Origin of the sequence: Azorhizobium sp. AG788, from assembly GCF_943371865.1 — a bacterium.
Lineage (GTDB): Bacteria > Pseudomonadota > Alphaproteobacteria > Rhizobiales > Xanthobacteraceae > Azorhizobium.
In genome coordinates this window covers 64,692-81,684 of sequence record NZ_CALRWL010000014.1, presented here as the reverse complement: position 1 = coordinate 81,684, position 16,993 = coordinate 64,692, and the positions used below count along the sequence as shown (strand labels likewise).

Annotated in this window: 15 protein-coding genes; 8 read left to right on the top strand and 7 right to left on the bottom strand. The window is 67.3% G+C overall.

The window, feature by feature from the left end; translation table 11 throughout:
• Position 1: 1 nt before the first annotated feature.
• The 4 genes from AAG816_RS10700 to AAG816_RS10685 all read right to left on the bottom strand — a co-directional run bounded on the left by AAG816_RS10700 (position 2) and on the right by AAG816_RS10685 (position 3,661).
• Entirely contained in the window at positions 2 to 547 is a 546-nt protein-coding gene (locus AAG816_RS10700) for a winged helix DNA-binding protein (protein ID WP_341989601.1), read from the bottom strand.
• Between the two features lie 222 nt (positions 548 to 769).
• Positions 770 to 1,759 (bottom strand): TRAP transporter substrate-binding protein, encoded by a 990-nt coding sequence (locus tag AAG816_RS10695; RefSeq protein ID WP_341989600.1) that lies wholly within the window; start codon positions 1,757 to 1,759, stop codon positions 770 to 772.
• A gap of 35 nt (positions 1,760 to 1,794) precedes the next feature.
• On the bottom strand, positions 1,795 to 3,111 hold the full coding sequence (locus tag AAG816_RS10690) for a TRAP transporter large permease subunit (protein WP_341989599.1): 1,317 nt from the start codon (positions 3,109 to 3,111) through the stop codon (positions 1,795 to 1,797).
• 1 nt (position 3,112) lies between these two features.
• Positions 3,113 to 3,661 carry a TRAP transporter small permease gene (locus tag AAG816_RS10685; protein WP_341989598.1) on the bottom strand — a complete coding sequence of 183 codons (549 nt, stop codon included), beginning with the start codon at positions 3,659 to 3,661 and terminating at the stop codon, positions 3,113 to 3,115.
• 352 nt (positions 3,662 to 4,013) lie between these two features.
• Between AAG816_RS10685 and AAG816_RS10680 the strand changes: the two genes are divergently transcribed.
• Positions 4,014 to 7,658 (top strand): hydantoinase B/oxoprolinase family protein, encoded by a 3,645-nt coding sequence (locus AAG816_RS10680; protein ID WP_341989597.1) that lies wholly within the window; start codon positions 4,014 to 4,016, stop codon positions 7,656 to 7,658.
• Positions 7,659 to 7,748: 90 nt separating this feature from the next.
• Here AAG816_RS10680 and AAG816_RS10675 read toward each other — a convergent pair whose 3' ends face one another.
• Entirely contained in the window at positions 7,749 to 8,045 is a 297-nt protein-coding gene (locus AAG816_RS10675; RefSeq protein ID WP_341989596.1) for a cysteine rich repeat-containing protein, read from the bottom strand.
• Between the two features lie 451 nt (positions 8,046 to 8,496).
• Here AAG816_RS10675 and AAG816_RS10670 point away from each other — a divergent pair, with 451 nt between their 5' ends.
• Both AAG816_RS10670 and AAG816_RS10665 read left to right on the top strand, forming a co-directional pair.
• Positions 8,497 to 9,249 (top strand): response regulator, encoded by a 753-nt coding sequence (locus AAG816_RS10670; RefSeq protein WP_341989595.1) that lies wholly within the window; start codon positions 8,497 to 8,499, stop codon positions 9,247 to 9,249.
• 3 nt (positions 9,250 to 9,252) lie between these two features.
• Positions 9,253 to 10,605, top strand: a complete 1,353-nt coding sequence (locus tag AAG816_RS10665; RefSeq protein ID WP_341989594.1) for a HAMP domain-containing sensor histidine kinase — start codon at positions 9,253 to 9,255, stop codon at positions 10,603 to 10,605.
• A gap of 24 nt (positions 10,606 to 10,629) precedes the next feature.
• On the opposite strand, the gene AAG816_RS10660 is transcribed toward AAG816_RS10665, so the two are convergent.
• Complete coding sequence (locus AAG816_RS10660) at positions 10,630 to 11,988, bottom strand: lytic murein transglycosylase (protein WP_341989593.1); 1,359 nt, start codon at positions 11,986 to 11,988, stop codon at positions 10,630 to 10,632.
• 107 nt (positions 11,989 to 12,095) lie between these two features.
• The gene (gene galE, locus AAG816_RS10655; protein WP_341989592.1) at positions 12,096 to 13,085 is read right to left on the bottom strand and encodes a UDP-glucose 4-epimerase GalE; all 990 of its coding nucleotides are present in this window, start codon (positions 13,083 to 13,085) and stop codon (positions 12,096 to 12,098) included.
• 209 nt (positions 13,086 to 13,294) lie between these two features.
• Between galE and AAG816_RS10650 the strand changes: the two genes are divergently transcribed.
• The 5 genes from AAG816_RS10650 (at position 13,295) to AAG816_RS10630 (ending at position 16,989) form a co-directional block, all read left to right on the top strand.
• Positions 13,295 to 14,182, top strand: a complete 888-nt coding sequence (locus AAG816_RS10650) for a UTP--glucose-1-phosphate uridylyltransferase (protein ID WP_341989591.1) — start codon at positions 13,295 to 13,297, stop codon at positions 14,180 to 14,182.
• A 116-nt stretch (positions 14,183 to 14,298) separates the two neighbouring features.
• Positions 14,299 to 14,907, top strand: coding sequence for an rRNA adenine N-6-methyltransferase family protein (locus AAG816_RS10645; RefSeq protein WP_341989590.1), 609 nt, complete (start codon positions 14,299 to 14,301; stop codon positions 14,905 to 14,907).
• 107 nt (positions 14,908 to 15,014) lie between these two features.
• A complete protein-coding gene (locus AAG816_RS10640; protein WP_341989589.1) occupies positions 15,015 to 15,596 on the top strand; it encodes a histidine phosphatase family protein in 582 nt (193 codons plus the stop codon).
• The gene (pyrF, locus tag AAG816_RS10635) at positions 15,593 to 16,294 is read left to right on the top strand and encodes an orotidine-5'-phosphate decarboxylase (protein ID WP_341989588.1); all 702 of its coding nucleotides are present in this window, start codon (positions 15,593 to 15,595) and stop codon (positions 16,292 to 16,294) included. Before AAG816_RS10640 ends, pyrF begins: the two co-directional genes overlap by 4 nt.
• A 47-nt stretch (positions 16,295 to 16,341) precedes the next feature.
• On the top strand, positions 16,342 to 16,989 hold the full coding sequence (locus AAG816_RS10630) for a DUF1330 domain-containing protein (protein ID WP_341989587.1): 648 nt from the start codon (positions 16,342 to 16,344) through the stop codon (positions 16,987 to 16,989).
• Positions 16,990 to 16,993: the final 4 nt, after the last annotated feature.

Sequence of the window (16,993 nt, the reverse complement as noted above, 5' to 3'; positions counted from 1 at the left end):
GCTACAGGCTGGCGGCGGAGCGGGCGGCCTGGTCGTAATGGCCGGACAAGGCCCGCAGCACGGTGGCGATCTCGGACAGCTTGCGCGGATCGATGCCGGTGGCGGCCACTGCGGTGGAGAGCAGGGCCTCGCGCACTTCGCGGTAGCGGGCACAGGCCTTCTTGCCGAGTTCTGTGGCGGCGAGGGTCTTTTCCTTGCCGCGCCGGCCGCCGGCCACCAGCCCGAGGGCCTGGAGCTTCTTGGCGGCATAGGTGACGAGATGGGTGTCCTCCACATCCAGCACCAGGCAGAGGTCGGCGATGGTCTTGGGTCGGTCGCGATGCACCACATGGTGCAGCACCTGCACATCCAGAGCGGAGAGATCGGGAACGCCGGCCGCCGCCATGCAGCGCACCATCCAGCGGCCATAGGCGTGCGAGATCATGTTGAGGCCGAACTCTACCTCGGAGAGCGCCGGCAGCGCGCCTTCCGCCAGATGGGCGGAGGAGACGATGGAGCCAAGGCCGCGGGGGGCGATGGGGGTGTCGTCGAGGGGGCGCTTGGTCATGCTGCTGGTCCCGCTGGCGCGCCGGTGAGGACGCGCGGCCGCAACCGTGTTCCCCGTTCCGGGATGCGAGGAAAGAGCCGGCACGGCTCGGGAGGGAGGCGGCCCGCGCCGGGCTCCGGGAAGAAGGGTCCGAACCGCACCGCGCGGCACGGACCCGTTTTCAGAGGTGAGGCGGGAACCCCGTCGAACTGGAACGCCAGTTCCGGGGCCCCGGCCCCGCCCTCACTTCATCGCTTCGTAGGCCTTCACGATGGCGACGCCCGGTTCGCCGGCCTTCTTCTCCCAATCGGCGGTCAGCTGCACGCCGATCTTCTGGAAGCCGGCCTTCAGCTCGGGGCTGGGCGGGGCCACCGTCATGCCCTTGGCGGTGAGCTGCTGGAGGAACCAGGTGCTCTTTTCTTCCGAGGTCTTCCAGCCGCGGGTCTCGGCTGCGGCGGCGGCCTTCAGCACCGCCTCCTGGGTGGGCTTGTCCAGCGCGTCGAACGCGGCCTGGTTCACGAAGATCATGTTCTTGGGCAGCCAGGCCTGGGTGTCATAGAAATAGGGAATGCTTTCCCAGATCTTCACGTCATAGCCGGTGGCGCCGGAGGTGATGAGGGCCGAGACCACGCCGGTGGCCAGCGCCTGCGCCAGTTCCGCCTGCTGCACGGTCACCGCCTGAGCGCCGACCATTTCGCCGATGCGCGAGGTGCCCACATTATAAGCGCGCCACTTGGCGCCCTTCAGGTCCTCGATCTTGGTGACCGGGGTCTTGGAGAACAGGCCCTGGGGCGGCCAGGCCACCGTGTAGAGCAGCTTCAGGCCCTGGGAGGCCAGCTTCTTCTCCACCGCCGGCTTGGAGGCCTGGTACAGCTTCATCGCCGCCGGATAGGAGGTGGCGAGGAAGGGCACCACGTCGATGCCGAAGATCGGGTCTTCATTCTCATGCAGCGACATGATGACTTCGCCGGCCTGGGCCTGGCCGGTCATCACCGCGCGCTTGATCTCGGGCGCCTTGAACAGCGAGGCGCCGGGATGAATGGTGATCACCAGCTTGCCGCCGGTGGCCGCCTCCACGTCCTTGGAGAACTGGGTGAGGTTCTCGGTGTGGAAATTGTCGGCCGGATAAGCGGCGGGCAGGTTCCATTTGGTCTGGGCCGAGGCGGTGCCGGCGGCGAGGGTCGCAAGTCCGCCGGCGACGAGCGCGGCGGCAAAGGAACGAAGGCGCGTCATGAAGGCCTCTCTTGTGGGTCGTTGGGCAGCGGCACTCAGCCCGGAAACACATAGCGCGGCAGCACCAGGGCAATTTCCGGGAACATGGTGATGATGATGACGGCGATGTTGAGCAGGACGAAGAACGGGAACGCCGCCTTGGCGACCGTCCAGGTATCGCGGCCGCTCATGTTCTGCAGCACGAACAGATTGAAGCCGACCGGCGGGGTGATCTGCGCCATCTCCACATGGATCACGAGGTAGACGCCGAACCATACCAGGTCGAACCCCGCTTGCTTCACCATGGGCAGCACGATGACGGCCGTGAGCACGATCATCGAAATGCCGTCGATGAGACAGCCGAGGATAATGTACATGACCGTTAGGGCAAGGGCGAGTTTACCCGGCGTGAGGTTGAGCCCCTGCACCCACTCCGCCAGCGCCACGGGAATGCCGGTATAGGCCATGGCCGCGGTGGTGAAGGCGGCGCCGGCGATGATCAGCATGATCATGCACGACAGCCGGGTGGCGCTCATCAGGCTCTGGACGAAGGTCTCCCAGGTCAGCGTGCGGCTCCAGGCGGCCAGCGCCAGGGCGCCGAGCACGCCCCAGGCGGCGCATTCAGTGGCGGTGGCCAGGCCCAGCACCAGCGACAGGAACACGCCGAGGATCAGCAGCAGGCAGGGCGCCAGCTTGGAGGATGCCTGCAACTTCATGCGGAGCGACATGGGCGGGTCGCGCGGCGGCGTCTTGCCGGGGTTCAGCAGTGACCACAGGATGATGTAGCCGCTGTAAAGGCCCATCACCAGCAGGCCCGGCAGGAAGCCGGCGAGGAACACTTGCAGGACCGACACATTGGCGGTGACCGCATAGACCACCATGGGGATGGATGGCGGGATCAGCAGCCCCAGCGTGCCGGATCCGGCGAGCGAGCCCAGAGCGAGGCCCTTGTCGTAGCCGCGCTTGTCCAGTTCCGGCAGCGCGATCTTGCCGATGGTGGCGCAGGTGGCGGCGGACGAGCCGGACACCGCAGCGAAGATCCCGCAGCCGATCACGTTCACATGCAGCAGGCGGCCGGGGAGCCATTGCAGCCATGGTGCGAGGCCGCGGAACATCTCTTCCGAAAGGCGGGTTCGGAACAGGATTTCGCCCATCCAAATGAAAAGCGGCAGCGCCGCCAACGTCCAGGAGGCGGAGGCACTCCATACGGTGGTGGCAAGCACCTGCCCGATCGGGACGTCCGTGGTCAGCAGCATGGCTGCGAGACCCACGAGGCCGAGGCCGATGGCGATCCAGACGCCGCTGGCGAGGATCGCCACCAACAGCATGAGCAGGATGATGGAAAGCGGGACCAGCCCGAGATGTTCAACCATGTCAGACGCCTCCGCCCGAGGCGACGCGCTCGACCAGTTCCTCGGGCGTCAAAGGCGGGTCCTTTTCAAAGCGCGGGCGGTTGCCGCGGGCCACATGGACCAGTTCGTCGAGCATGGCGATCAGCAAGATCACGAGGCCGAGGGCATAGCCGCTCTGGGGGATCCACAGCGGCACCGCGACGACACCCTGGGACATGTCGTTGAAGCGATAGGAATCGTAGCTCAGCTGCACCGCATTCTTGGCGAAGTAGAAAATGAAGGACGAGCCGACCACCAAAGCGAGGATCTCGAAAAATTGGCGGGTGCGCCCGTGCAACTTCTCCAGCAGCAGGCCTACGCGGATCATCTCGCCATTCTTGAAGGTGTGGGCGAGGCCGAGGAAGGACATGGCGGCCATGCACCAAGCCGCAAAATCGTCGCCGGCGGGAATATTGATGGCGACTTCGCGGCCGGCGGAAAGGGCGATCATCAGCCCGAAGATGGCCAGGAGGAACAGACCGGCGAGGATACCGGAGGCGAGATAAAGGGCATCAAGGCCGCGTCGGATCATCCGCCCCAGCCCCCAACGCGAATGGAAATGGTGCCACCTGACGCATGGGAAATGTCATGATGCAGGGCGCCGGCCCGAAGCCGAGTTCGGTATCGAAAGTCTTCGCGCGTCATCTGATCCTCTGGCGGAGAGCCACGCGCTCTAGGGCGCTTCATGGCATCTTTGGGGCATCTCGACATCTTGTCAACGAAACGTTGACGACGGATTCGGCTCGTGTCTTGGTTGGGCCTCCGATGCCCCTGTTGCATCGGTTGTTCGCGTCCCGAACGGGTAGGGACTGCACCGCAGCAAGGACCATGCCACGCGCCGGGCCAAATGCCGAGCCGCGGGCCGGGCAACGAGGAGTGAAGCCATGACGACCGATCGAATTGCCACGCCGGCAAGCTGGGAATTCTGGATCGACCGTGGCGGCACCTTCACGGATATCGTCGGCCGCAAGCCCGACGGTACATTGCTTGCTCACAAAGTCCTCTCGGAGAATCCCGAGGCCTATAAGGACGCCGCGGTGCACGGAATCCGCGAGCTGCTGGGCCTTGCCGCCGGGACCCCCATCCCCGATGGGCTGGTTTCTGCCGTGAAGATGGGCACAACGGTGGCCACCAATGCCCTGCTGGAGCGCAAAGGCGACCGGACCCTGCTCGTGACCACCGCAGGCTTCAAGGATGCGCTCAAGATCGGCTATCAGGCGCGGCCCAAGATCTTCGCCAAGAAAGTCGTCAAGCCGGACATGCTGTTCGAGCAGGTGCTGGAAGTGGCCGAGCGGGTGCGCGCCGACGGCACCGTGGAGCAGGCCCCCGATCTGGCCGCCGTGCGTACCGCGCTCGAAGCCGCCAAGGCCGACGGCATCGAGGCGGTGGCCATCGTCTTCATGCACGGCTATCGCTACCCGGCCCACGAGGCGCAGGTGGCGGCGCTCGCCCGCGATCTGGGGTTCGCGCAGGTGTCCGTGTCCCATGAGGTTTCGCCGCTGATCAAGCTGGTGGGGCGCGGCGACACCACGGTTGTGGATGCCTATCTCTCGCCGATCCTGCGCCGCTATGTGCGGCAGGTGGCGGATGAGCTGGGCGCGGGCACGGAAGAGACCGGCGCCGCCATCCGGCTGATGTTCATGATGTCGTCGGGCGGGCTCACCGCCGCTGACCTGTTCCAGGGCAAGGATGCGCTGCTGTCCGGCCCGGCAGGCGGCGTGGTGGGGGCGGCCAAGACCGGCGAGCTTGCCGGCCTCGACCGCATCATCGGCTTCGACATGGGCGGCACCTCCACGGACGTGTGCCATTTCGACGGCGAGCTGGAGCGGGCGTTCGATACCGAGGTGGCCGGCGTGCGCATCCGCGCGCCGATGATGCGCATCCACACGGTGGCGGCGGGCGGCGGTTCCATCCTGCATTATGACGGCGCCCGCTTCCGCGTCGGCCCCGACAGCGCCGGCGCCAACCCCGGCCCCGCCTGCTATCGCCGCGGCGGGCCGCTGGCGGTGACCGACGCCAATGTGATGCTGGGCAAGCTGATCCCGGATTTCTTCCCGAAGATCTTCGGCCCGGCCCAGAACGAGGCGCTGGATGCGGACGCGGTGCGCGGACGCTTCGAGGCCATGGCCGCCGAGATCGGCGACGGACGGGCGCCGGAGATGGTGGCGGACGGCTTCGTCACCATTGCGGTGGAGAACATGGCCAATGCCATCAAGAAGATCTCGGTGGAGCGCGGCTATGACGTCACCCGCTACGCCCTGAACTGCTTCGGCGGCGCCGGCGGACAGCATGCCTGCCTGGTAGCCGATGCGCTGGGCATGCGTCAGGTGCTGATCCACCCCTTCTCGGGCCTGCTGTCGGCCTATGGCATGGGCCTCGCCGACATCCGCGCCCACCGCACCAAGGCGGTCGGGGCGCTGCTGGATGCGGCGGTGCTGGCGCAGGTGGAGACGCTGCGCGCGGCGCTGACGGACGAGACCGTGGCGGAGCTGGCAGGGCAGGGCGTCACCGGCGCGGCGGTAGGCAACGAGGCCAAATTGCACCTGCGCTATGAGGGCACCGACACCGCATTGCCGGTCACCTTGGCCGACCACGCCGGCATGATCGCGGAATTCGAGGACAAGCACCGCGCCCAGTTCGGCTTCGTCTCGCCGGAAAAGCCGGTGGTGGCGGAAGCCCTCGAGGTGCAATCCTTCGGCGGCGGCGCCGGCATCGCCGAGCCGGATCTGCCGCTGGATGTGTCCGATCCCAAGGTGACGCGCACGGTCCGCTTCTTCTCGCGCGGCGCCTGGCATGAGGCCCCCGTGGTGCTGCGGGCGCACTTCCACCCCGGCATGGCGGTGCAGGGACCGGCCATCGTCATCGAGCCGAACCAGACCGTGGTGGTGGAGCCCGGCTGGCGGGCGCAGGTGACGCCCAAGGATCACCTGTTGCTGGCCCGCACGGAGGAACTGCAGCGCGCCGGTGCGGTCGGCACCAAGGCCGATCCGGTGATGCTTGAGGTGTTCAACAATCTGTTCATGTCCATCGCCGAGCAGATGGGCGTGACGCTGCAGAACACCGCCTATTCGGTGAACATCAAGGAGCGGCTCGACTTCTCCTGCGCGGTGTTCTCCGGCACCGGCGAACTGGTGGCCAATGCCCCGCACATGCCGGTGCATCTGGGCTCCATGGACCGCTCGGTGGAGACGGTGATCCGCGAGAATGCCGGCAACGTGCGCCCCGGCGACGTGTTCGCGCTCAACGCCCCCTATAATGGCGGCACCCATCTTCCCGACATCACCGTGGTGACGCCGGTGTTCAATGCCGACGGCTCCGAACTGCTGTTCTGGGCCGCCTCGCGCGGCCACCATGCGGACGTGGGCGGCGTGGCGCCGGGCTCCATGAGCCCGCTGGCCACCAATATCGAGGAAGAAGGCGTCTATATCGACAACTTCAAGCTGGTGGACCAGGGCCATTTCCGCGAGGCCGAACTGGTGGCCCTGCTGACGGGGGCGAAATATCCCGCCCGCAATCCGGTGCAGAATGTCGCCGACCTCAAGGCGCAGATCGCCGCCAATGAGAAGGGCGTGCGCGAACTCAACAAGATGATCGCCACCTTCGGCCTGGATGTGGTGCAGGCCTATATGGGCCACGTGCAGGACAATGCCGCCGAGAGCGTGCGCCGGGTGCTCGACCGGCTGTCGGACAGCTCCTTCACCTATGAGATGGACCAGGGCACGGTGATCCAGGTGAAGATCACCGTGGACAAGGCCAAGCGCGAGGCGACGGTGGACTTCACCGGCACCTCGCCGCAGCAGCCGACCAATTTCAACGCGCCGGAACCGGTCACCCGCGCGGCAGTGCTCTATGTGTTCCGGGTGATGGTGGAGGACGAGATCCCCATGAATGCAGGCTGCCTGCGGCCGATCCGCATCGTGGTGCCGGACGGCTCCATGCTGACGCCGCAGTTCCCGGCGGCGGTGGTGGCCGGCAATGTGGAGACCTCCCAGGCGGTCACCAACTGCCTGTTCGGGGCGCTGAATGCCATGTCGGCCTCCCAGGGCACCATGAACAACCTCACCTTTGGCAATGATGCCTACCAATATTACGAGACCATCTGCTCCGGCTCCCCCGCCGGCCCCGGCTTCGACGGCACCGACGGCGTCCACGTGCACATGACCAACTCCCGCCTCACCGATCCGGAAATCCTGGAGACCCGCTTCCCCGTTCTGCTGGAGGACTTCCACGTCCGCGAGGGATCCGGCGGCAAGGGCCAGTGGAATGCGGGCGGCGGCACCTATCGCCGCATCCGCTTCCTGGAGACCATGGAGTGTGCGCTCCTGTCCTCGCACCGGCGCATCCGGCCATTCGGCCTGGCCGGAGCCGAACAGGGGAGCGTCGGCGAGGGCTATGTGCGCCGTCTCGACGGGCGCTTGGAGCCCATGGAGGGCTGCGCCCAGACCGTGCTGGCGGCGGGCGAGGCGGTGATCGTGGTCACCCCCACCGGCGGCGGCTATGGCGACCCCGCCAAGCGCGGCATGAACTGAGATCGGTTGTTCGGGCCGCTCAGTCCGGCGGCCCGAACAACGCCTTCAGTCTTGCCTGCCCTCCCTTGGTGGCGGCGGTGTCCTACGGCATCATTTGCCCTGCTGCTCCTTGGCACTGAGCAGCGCGGTCTTGCACCCTCCGGACAACTGGCTTTCCTTGGCCTTCATGCATTGCATGATGCGACCGCCGCCGGGCTGCACATCCGCGCATAGCGTGCGGATATCGGCGCCGCAGGCCTTCTGGATCGTTTGCATCATCTGGGAATTGGGCTGCGCGCTTTGTGCGGTTGCCGGTCCCGCAATGGCGGCCAGCAGCACCGGGGCGATCACCACGGCCGGCAGCACAAGGTCGCGCGGGCGCAGCGGCAGGAAACGCAGGGACATCATGAACGCTCCTCGCCCCCCGAGACGGGATGCACCGGGCCGGAGCGGGGGCGATGAACTCCGGCCCGGTGGCGCGGTCTTCAGTCGCGAGCGACTGAGCCGCTGCGGGTGGCGCCGCCCCCGTCGGGGCCGGCGCTCGATCCAGAACAGGAATGGAAGCCGTTGCCGGTGGCGGTGCCGCTGCTGAGTGGCGAGGCTGCGGTCTGCGAGACCGCGGTCAGCGGAAGGACCGCACCGAACAGTCGAGAGGGGCGACCGGATCGCGTCGTCCCAGGCCGGAACAAGGCCGTCATGGAAGGTTCCCACCGAGCGGCGCCGCAGCGGCCCGTTTCATGGCTGCCACTTTCCCCCTCCCCGTTCGCGCAGGGATGTCAGGAGCGCGGGGTTTCGTAACGATTTGTAACGCCGGCGCGGTTCTGTTTGCCTTGGCGAGGCCGCGTCCTAGATTGGCGCCATGTCCGCGACCCCCATTTCCGCTGCACCCGCTTCAGAAAAGATCATCCTGATCGTCGAGGATGACCGCGAGATCCGCTCCTTGCTGGCCGATTTTCTCGCCCGTGAAGGCTATGCCCCGCGGGTGGCGGCGAACGGGCAGGCCATGGATGCGCTGCTGGCCACCGTGCAGCCCGACCTGGTGCTGCTGGACATCATGCTGCCGGGCGAGGACGGCCTGTCCATCTGCCGCCGGCTGCGGTCGCGCGGCGACCTGCCCATCCTGATGCTCACCGCCAAGGGTGACGATGTGGATCGCATTGTCGGTCTCGAAGTTGGGGCGGACGATTATCTGGCCAAGCCGTTCAATCCCCGCGAGCTTCTGGCGCGCATCCGGGCCGTGCTGCGCCGCTCGGCGCCGCCGGTGGCCACTGAGGCCCCGGCGCCCCGGCGGCAGGTCGGTTTCGCCGGCCTGCTGGCGGATCTCGACGCGCGCACGCTCCAGACCGCGGATGGCGCCGAAGTGGATCTGACCTCGGCGGAATTCGATCTGCTGGCCTGCTTCCTGGAGCGGCCCCGCCGCGTGCTGTCCCGCGACCAGTTGCTGGACTGGACCCGCGGGCGCACCGCCGATCCGTTCGACCGCACCATCGATGTCTCGGTCAGCCGCCTTCGCCGCAAGCTCGTGGCGGTGGCGCCGGATGCGGCCCAACTCATCAAGACGGTGCGCAATGGTGGCTACCTGCTCTCCTGCCCCGTTACTCCGGTGCGCTGACTTATGGCCCGTCTTGGTCTTGCGGCACGTCTGGCACTGATCGTGGCTGGTGGCCTGGTGCTGGCCCAGATCATGATGACGATGGCCTATTTTGCCGATCGCCGGGGCGCCTCGGACGGCGCCACCATCGGCCCTCTGATGGGGCAGGTTGCCGCGCTGGTGCAAGTGCTGGACCTCTTGCCGCCCGATGAGCACGAACTGGCGCTACGTGCCACCACGGCGCCGGGCTTTCTGGCTCGGATCGGCACACGCCCGAGCGCGCTCCCGCCTCTGAACGATGCGCTGCCGGTGATCGAGCGGCGTCTTCGCGCCCAGATCAAGGCGCCCCCGGAGCGCTACATCTCCGCCAGCATCGACGCGCGGGCCCAGTTTGGGGCGAAGCTGCTCCCCCTTCTGGCGCAATGGCGGGGGGCGCACCTCAATGTGGTGGTGGGTCTCGCGGATGGCAGGTATCTGGAGGTAGAGGCCACCGGAGACCTCACCGCGCGCCTGTTCGGGATTCCGGTCGGGCTGGTGGCCGGCTTGCTGGGGGTTGGGGTGGCCCTGGTGGCCGTGATCGCGGTGCGCCGGGAAACCCGCCCGCTGTCCGATCTCTCGGCGGCGCTTGATCGGTTCGGCCATAGCCTGGACGTCCAGGAGGTGAACGTCCGCGGCGCACCGGACGTGCGCCGCTTGGTGAGCGCATTCGATGCCATGCAACGGCGGATCGTCGAACTGGTGCGCGGGCGCAGCCTGGTGCTCGGCGCCATCAGCCACGACTTGCGCACCTATGTCACCCGCTTGCGGCTCCGGCTGGAACTGCTGCCGGAGGGGCCGCAGGTGAGCCGCGCCCAGGCGGATCTGGAGGAGATGCAGGGGTTGCTGGACGACGCGCTGTCGGTGGCTCGGGGTGCATTCGGGATACAGGACGGGGCGCCCGCGGATCTGGCGGCGGTGGTGGCCGCCGAATGCACGGCGCGTGCGGCACAGGGCGCGCCGGTGCGGATGGGGGTGATGCAAAGTCCCAGCCCCGTGCGCGGCTCGGTGGCTGGGCTGAAGCGGATTGCGGCGAACCTCATCGGCAACGCCATCGCTTATGGCGACGGCGCCGATGTCAGCGTGATCACGCTGGGCGACTCCGTCGAACTGATGGTCGAGGATCGCGGCCCCGGCATCCCGCACGGGGAGCGGGTGCGGGTGTTCGAGCCCTTCTATCGCCTGGAGGCCTCGCGGAGCCGGGACACCGGCGGCGCCGGCCTTGGCCTGACCATCGTGCAGCAGATCGTCGAGGGTCTTGGTGGCAGTGTAGCGATCGCTGACCGCCCCGGCGGCGGCGCCTGCCTATGCGTGCGCCTGCCGGTATCGCGGGACAATTGATGCCGCAGCCGGTATTGGCGCCGGCTACTGCCGCAGGCGCTGCAGCACCACCACGCCGGGATAGCCATCGGGCACCAGGCCGGCGCGGACCTGGAAGTCCTGCACCGCCACCCGGGTCTTCTGGCCCAGGATGCCGTCGGGATTGCCGACGTCATACCCGAGCTGCGCCAGGCGCGTCTGGATCTCGACGCGCTCCGCCCGGGACAGGGCGCGCTCGTCCGCGGGCCATGAGGCCACGAACGGGCTGCCGCCGCGCAGCCGGTCCGACAGATGGCCGATGGCTAGCGCATAGGCATCTGCTGGGTTGTATTTCAGGATCGCGCTGAAGTTCGGCAGCACCAGGAAAGCTGGTCCTTTGGCGCCGGTGGGCAGCAGCAGGAAGCCGGTATCGGTCGGGCGCGGGAAGCCGGCGCCGCCGGGACGGCGGATGCCCAGCGAGGCCCATTGGGCGACGGTGTAGCGCTTGGTGCGATCCACGTAACGGTAGTCGAAGCCCGGCGGCAGGACGACCTCATACCCCCAGGTCTTGCCGAACGACCAGCCGTCCAGCTTGAGGTTGTTGGCGGTGGAGGCGATCACGTCGGGGATCGAGTCCACCACGTTGCGCTTGCCGTCGCCGTCGAAATCCACGGCGAAGCGCTGGAAGCTGGTGGGCATGAACTGGGTGGGTCCGAACGCGCCGGCCCATGACCCCTTCAGATGGTCTGCAGGGACATCGCCCCGGTTGAGGATCTGCACCGTGGCGACGAATTCGTCGCGGAAATAGTCCTGGCGGCGGCCGATGCAGGCCAGGGTCGCGGTCGAGCGCAGCACCGAGCGCGAGCCCATGCCGTTGGGATTGCCATAGTCGCTCTCGATGCCCCAGATGGCCGCGATCACGTAGCGATCGACGCCATAGGCCTTTTCCACCTTGTCGAAGATGGGCTTGTACTTGGCCAGGATCTCCTTGCCCTTGGTGACGCGGCGATCGCTCACCAGCATGTTCACATATTCGCCCAGCGGCTTGGAGAATTCCGGCTGGCTGTCGAGATAGTCCATGATCTTCATGTCGGGCGTCAGCCCGCCGACGATCTGGGCATAATTCTGCGGGGATACGCCCTTGGCCTGGGCCAGCGGCGCCATGGCGGCGATGCAGTTGGGGAAGTTTGCTTCCGCCTGGGCGATCACCTCCGGCTGCATCATGGGATGGCCGGCGCGCTGCGGCGCGGGCGCCTGCGGGGCCTGGAAGCCGGAGAAGATCGAGCCGGTTTCCTGGGCCTGGGCCGCCGCGGGGACGATGCTGAACACCGATGCCGTCAGCGCCAGTGCCGCCGCCCATCCTGCGCGCGCGCTGCCGGCGTTCGCCTCAATGCCCGTGGTCGTCCCGCTCTTCGTCACCGCCATCGCTCCGCCCTCTTCGCCGCCGCACGCCGCGACCGAGATGTCCTGAGGGGTAATGGGCAATCAATATGGTTGCGCCACGGTTAACGTAGGGCAAGTTTGTGGGCGCGTCAGGTGTTGCGACGCCGATCCAGGCTCTGTTCCCAGGTCAGCGCATGACGCACGATGGTGGCCAGATCATCCAGCCGCGGCTCCCAGCCCACGGTGGCGCGGATCTTGTCGGCCTTGGCCACGACGGCCGCGGGATCCCCGGGCCGGCGCGGCGAATAGGTCACCTTGAAGTCGACGCCCGAAACGGACTTCACGGTGTCGATCACCTCCAGCACCGAATAGCCCCGGCCATAGCCGCAGTTCAGCACCGCGCTGGAGCCGCCCTGGCGCAGATAGGTCAACGCATCCAGATGCGCGGCCACCAGATCGGAGACGTGGATATAGTCCCGCAGGCAGGTGCCATCCGGGGTCTCGTAATCGGTGCCGAACACCGCCATGCCGGGGCGCTTGCCGAGCGCGGTCTCGCAGGCGACCTTGATCAAATGGGTGGCGCCGGCGGTGGACTGGCCGGTGCGTCCGGCGGGATCGGCCCCGGCCACATTGAAATAGCGCAGCGCCACATAGCGCAGCGGGAAGGCAAACGCAGTGTCTTCCAGCATCCACTCGCTCATCAGCTTGGAGCGGCCATAAGGCGAGATGGGAGAGAGTAACGCGTCCTCGGCCACCGGGTCATTGCCCACCATGCCGTAGACCGCGGCGGTGGAGGAGAAGATCAGGTGCGGGACGCCAGCGGCGACCACCGCCTCCAGCAGCGCGCGGGTCTTCACCGTATTGGCGTAATAATAGCCCAGAGGATCGGCCACCGATTCCGGCACCACGATACGTGCGGCGAAATGCACCACGGCGGTGATGTCATGGTCCGCGATCACCTGGGCGACCAGGGCGCTGTCGGAGACATCGCCCTCCACGAAAGTGGCGTCGGGATGCACCGCCCAGCGGAAGCCGGTGGAGAGATTATCCAGCACCACCACCGGCTCGCCCGCATCGATGAGGGCCAGAACCATGTGGCTGCCGATATAGCCCGCCCCGCCCGTGACCAGCACCGTCATGCGCTCTCTCCTCAGCTTCGGGCGACGAAACTGCGGCAGCGCGCGAGGCGCGTCAATCCACGGCGCGACAAAGTCTTGCCGCAGTGAAACCAATATATTTTGCAACTATTTTCACGGTTTGCAGTTGCTTTGCGAGATGTCTCCGACCTGTGTTAGGAAGCGCCTCTCTTACGCCTCCGCAATGATCCGCAACGAACGGTGTTCGATCCATGCCCAAGCCGCTCCGTAAAGCCATCCTGCCGGTCGCCGGCCTCGGCACGCGCTTCCTGCCCGCCACCAAGGCGGTGCCCAAGGAAATGCTGACCGTCGTGGACCGCCCGGTGGTGCAGCATGTGGTCGACGAGGCGCTGGCCGCCGGCATCGAGCACATCGTGTTCGTCACCGGCCGCAACAAGGCGGTGATCGAGGACCATTTCGACCGCCAGTTCGAGCTGGAGAAGACCCTGGCCGATCGCGGCAAGACCAAGGAACTGGCGCAGCTCGACCGGGACACGCCGAAGGCCGGCACCACCTCTTTCACCCGCCAGCAGCTGCCGCTGGGCCTCGGCCATGCGGTGTGGTGCGCCCGCGATTTGATCGGCGACGAGCCGTTCGCGCTGCTGCTGCCGGACATGCTCCATCTGCCCAATGGCAACGGCAAGGGCTGCCTCACCTCCATGGTGGAATCCTTCAACCGCACCGGCGGCAACGTGGTGTCGGTCTATGAGGTGCCGGACGACCAGACCAATCAGTACGGCATCGTGGGCACCGGCAAGCAGGTGGGCGCCGGCGCCAATGAGATCACCCAGATGGTGGAGAAGCCGGCGCTGGGCACCGCGCCGACCAATCTGGCCATCTCGGGGCGCTATATTCTGCAGCCCACCATCTTCGATCTGCTGGCCAAGCAGGAGCAGGGCGCTGGTAACGAGATCCAGCTGACCGATTCGATGCTCAAGCTCATGGAGCGCGAGCGCTTCTTCTCCGTGGAGTTCGACGGCACGGTCTATGACTGCGGTTCGAAGATCGGCTTCCTGATGGCGAATGTCGCCTACGCTTTGTCGCGTCCTGATATCGCTCCGGAGTTCCGCTCGGAATTGGCCGCTTTCCTCGCGGAGTGACGTCGTCCGGGTCAATGCACCATTCGTGGCTGACGCTACGATGCCTTGACCCGATGTCCTTTCCCGTCTAATCGCCAGTTTATCTTGAAGACTGCCCCTGGCGCGGAGCCGAACGCATGCTCCATTCCCCGCATCGTCGCGGTGTGACCGAAAAGCCCCGTCTCAACGACGAGATGCGCTTTCTGCAATCCTGGTTCCAGAGCCCGCTAAAGACCGGCGCGGTATCGCCGTCCGGACGGGCGCTGGCCAAGATGATGGCAAGCTATCTGGATCCCCGGCAGGATGGGCCGGTGATCGAACTGGGGCCGGGCACCGGCCCGGTGACCCGCGCGCTGCTGGCGCGCGGATTTGCCCCCGAGCGGCTGTATCTGATCGAATACAATCGCGAGTTCTGCGCCCTGCTGCGCAAGCGCTATCCGGGCGTCACGGTCATCCATGGCGATGCCTATGCCATGTACGACACCTTGCATGATCGCCTGCCGGCGCCGGCGGTGGGGACCATCTCCTCGCTGCCTTTGTTCACCAAGCCGCCGCAGGAACGCGACCGCATGGTGAATGAGGCCTTCGACCTCTCCCGTCCGGGCGCGCCGTTCGTGCAGTTCACCTATGCGGTGGTCTCGCCGATCCCGCTGAAGCCCGGCGAGATCCATGGCGAAGTCTCGCCGCGGGTGTGGTGGAACCTGCCGCCGGCCCGGGTGTGGGCCTATCGGCGTCCGTCCGCCTGAACCTCTCCGCCTGAAACGGCGGGGTGCCGGACATCGGCGCCCCTGCCGCACTGCAGGCCTGAGGGTCGCTGCCGCGGTGTCCGCCGTTTCATGAGCCTTGAGGTTTCATGACCCCCTTCCTCTATCTCAGCCATCCGCAGGTCCAGGTGGACCCGAACGTGCCGGTGCCACAATGGGGCCTGTCCGCGCAGGGCCGCGCCCGCGCTGAGGCGTTCGCCCGCGAGCCGGCGCTGATGGCCTATGGCCGGCTGGTGTCCTCCACCGAGACCAAGGCCACGGAGACCGCCGCCATCCTGGGCGACGTGCTCGGGCTGCCGGTGGAGGTGCGCGAGGATCTCCACGAGAATGACCGCTCCGCCACCGGCTATCTGCGCGAGGCGGAGTTCCAGGCGGTGGCCGACGCCTTCTTCGCCCGCCCAAGTGAGAGCGTGCGCGGCTGGGAGCGGGCCATTGATGCCCAGGAGCGCATCTGCGCCGGGGTGCTGCTGGCCTTGTCCGAAGCGCCGCAAACGCCCACACTCTTCATCGGTCATGGCGGCGTCGGCACATTGCTGCTGTGCCGAGTGGCCGGCACGCCCATTTCCCGCGCGTACGATCAGCCCCCGGTGGGCGGCGGCTGCTGGTTCCGCCAGACTGCGACTGCGGCGCCCGATCGATGGCGCCCCCTGGAAGAGGCTCCCGCACCGTGACCGATACGCCCCCCGACGTCCGAGACCGCCTGATCGTCGCTTTGGATTTCCCCACCGTGGGCGCTGCGGAAGCCCTGGTGTGGCAATTGGGCGATGCGGTGAGCTTCTACAAGATCGGCCTTGAGCTGACCGTGGCCGGGGGCCTGGATCTGGCGGACGATCTGATCGGCGCCGGCAAGAAGGTGTTTCTCGATCTCAAGATGCACGACATCGGCCACACGGTGGAGAAGGCCACCGCCGCCGCCGCCGTGCGGGGCGTCTCTCTGCTGACTGTCCATGCCTATCCCCAGACGTTGGCCGCGGCGGCGCGGGGCGCGGCGGGCAGCCAGCTCGGCGTGCTCGGCGTCACCGTGCTGACCTCCTATGACGATGCCGATCTCGCCGCTGCCGGCTATGCCCATGGCGTGACGGAGACCGTGCGCATGCGGGCGATCCAGGCCCGCGATGCCGGGGTGGCGGGGGTGATCTGCGCCCCCACCGATGCGGCCATGGTGCGCGGCGCCGTGGGTTCGGATTTCCTGGTCATCACCCCCGGCGTGCGGCCCGCCGGCGCCGATGTGGGCGACCAGAAGCGCATCGCCACGCCCCGCGCGGCCTTGCAGGCCGGTGCGAATCGCATCGTGGTCGGGCGTCCGATCACGGAGGCGGCCGATCCGGTGGCGGCGGCGCGGGCCATCCTGGCCGAATTGAACAGCTGAGGACCCGATCCGCCGGATCAACGGCGGCGGGGCACGGGGAGGCGTGGATGGGTCAGGACGCAGCAACGGAAGTCACGCCCAAGGGCTATTGGGTCGCCGCCGTGGATGTGGTGGATGATGTGGGCTATGGCCCCTACACCCGCGCCAACGGTCCGGTGATCGGCGCTCATGGCGGGCGCTTCCTGGTCCGCGGTGGCCCGTTCACTTTGATGGAAGGCCGCGCCCGCACCCGCAATGTGGTTGTGGAATTCCCGAGCTTTGCGGCGGCGCTGGCCGCATATCGCGACCCCGCCTACCAGGCGGCCATCGACTTGCGCCGGCCGTATTCCACGGCCGATCTCATCGTGCTGGAAGGCGGTCCGGTGCCGGCGCCTGCTGCGCCCGTGGATGTGGTGCCCGGCTATTGGGTGGTGCGGGTGTCCGTGCGCGACCCCGAGCGTTATAAGGCCTATGCGGCGCTGGCCACCGAGGCCACGGCGGCGTTCAACGGCACCTCCCTGGCACGGGGCGGGCGGATCGAGATCGTCGAGGGCACTGCGCGGGGCCGCAACGTGGTGACGCGCTTTCCGAGCCTGGAGGCGGCAGTGGCGTGCTATCGCTCGGAGATCTACCAGCGCGCCCTGGCGATCCGCCAGGAGGTGGCCGAGGCGGATCTGCTGGTGATCCCCGGCTATGACGGGCCTCAGCCCGGCTGACCCG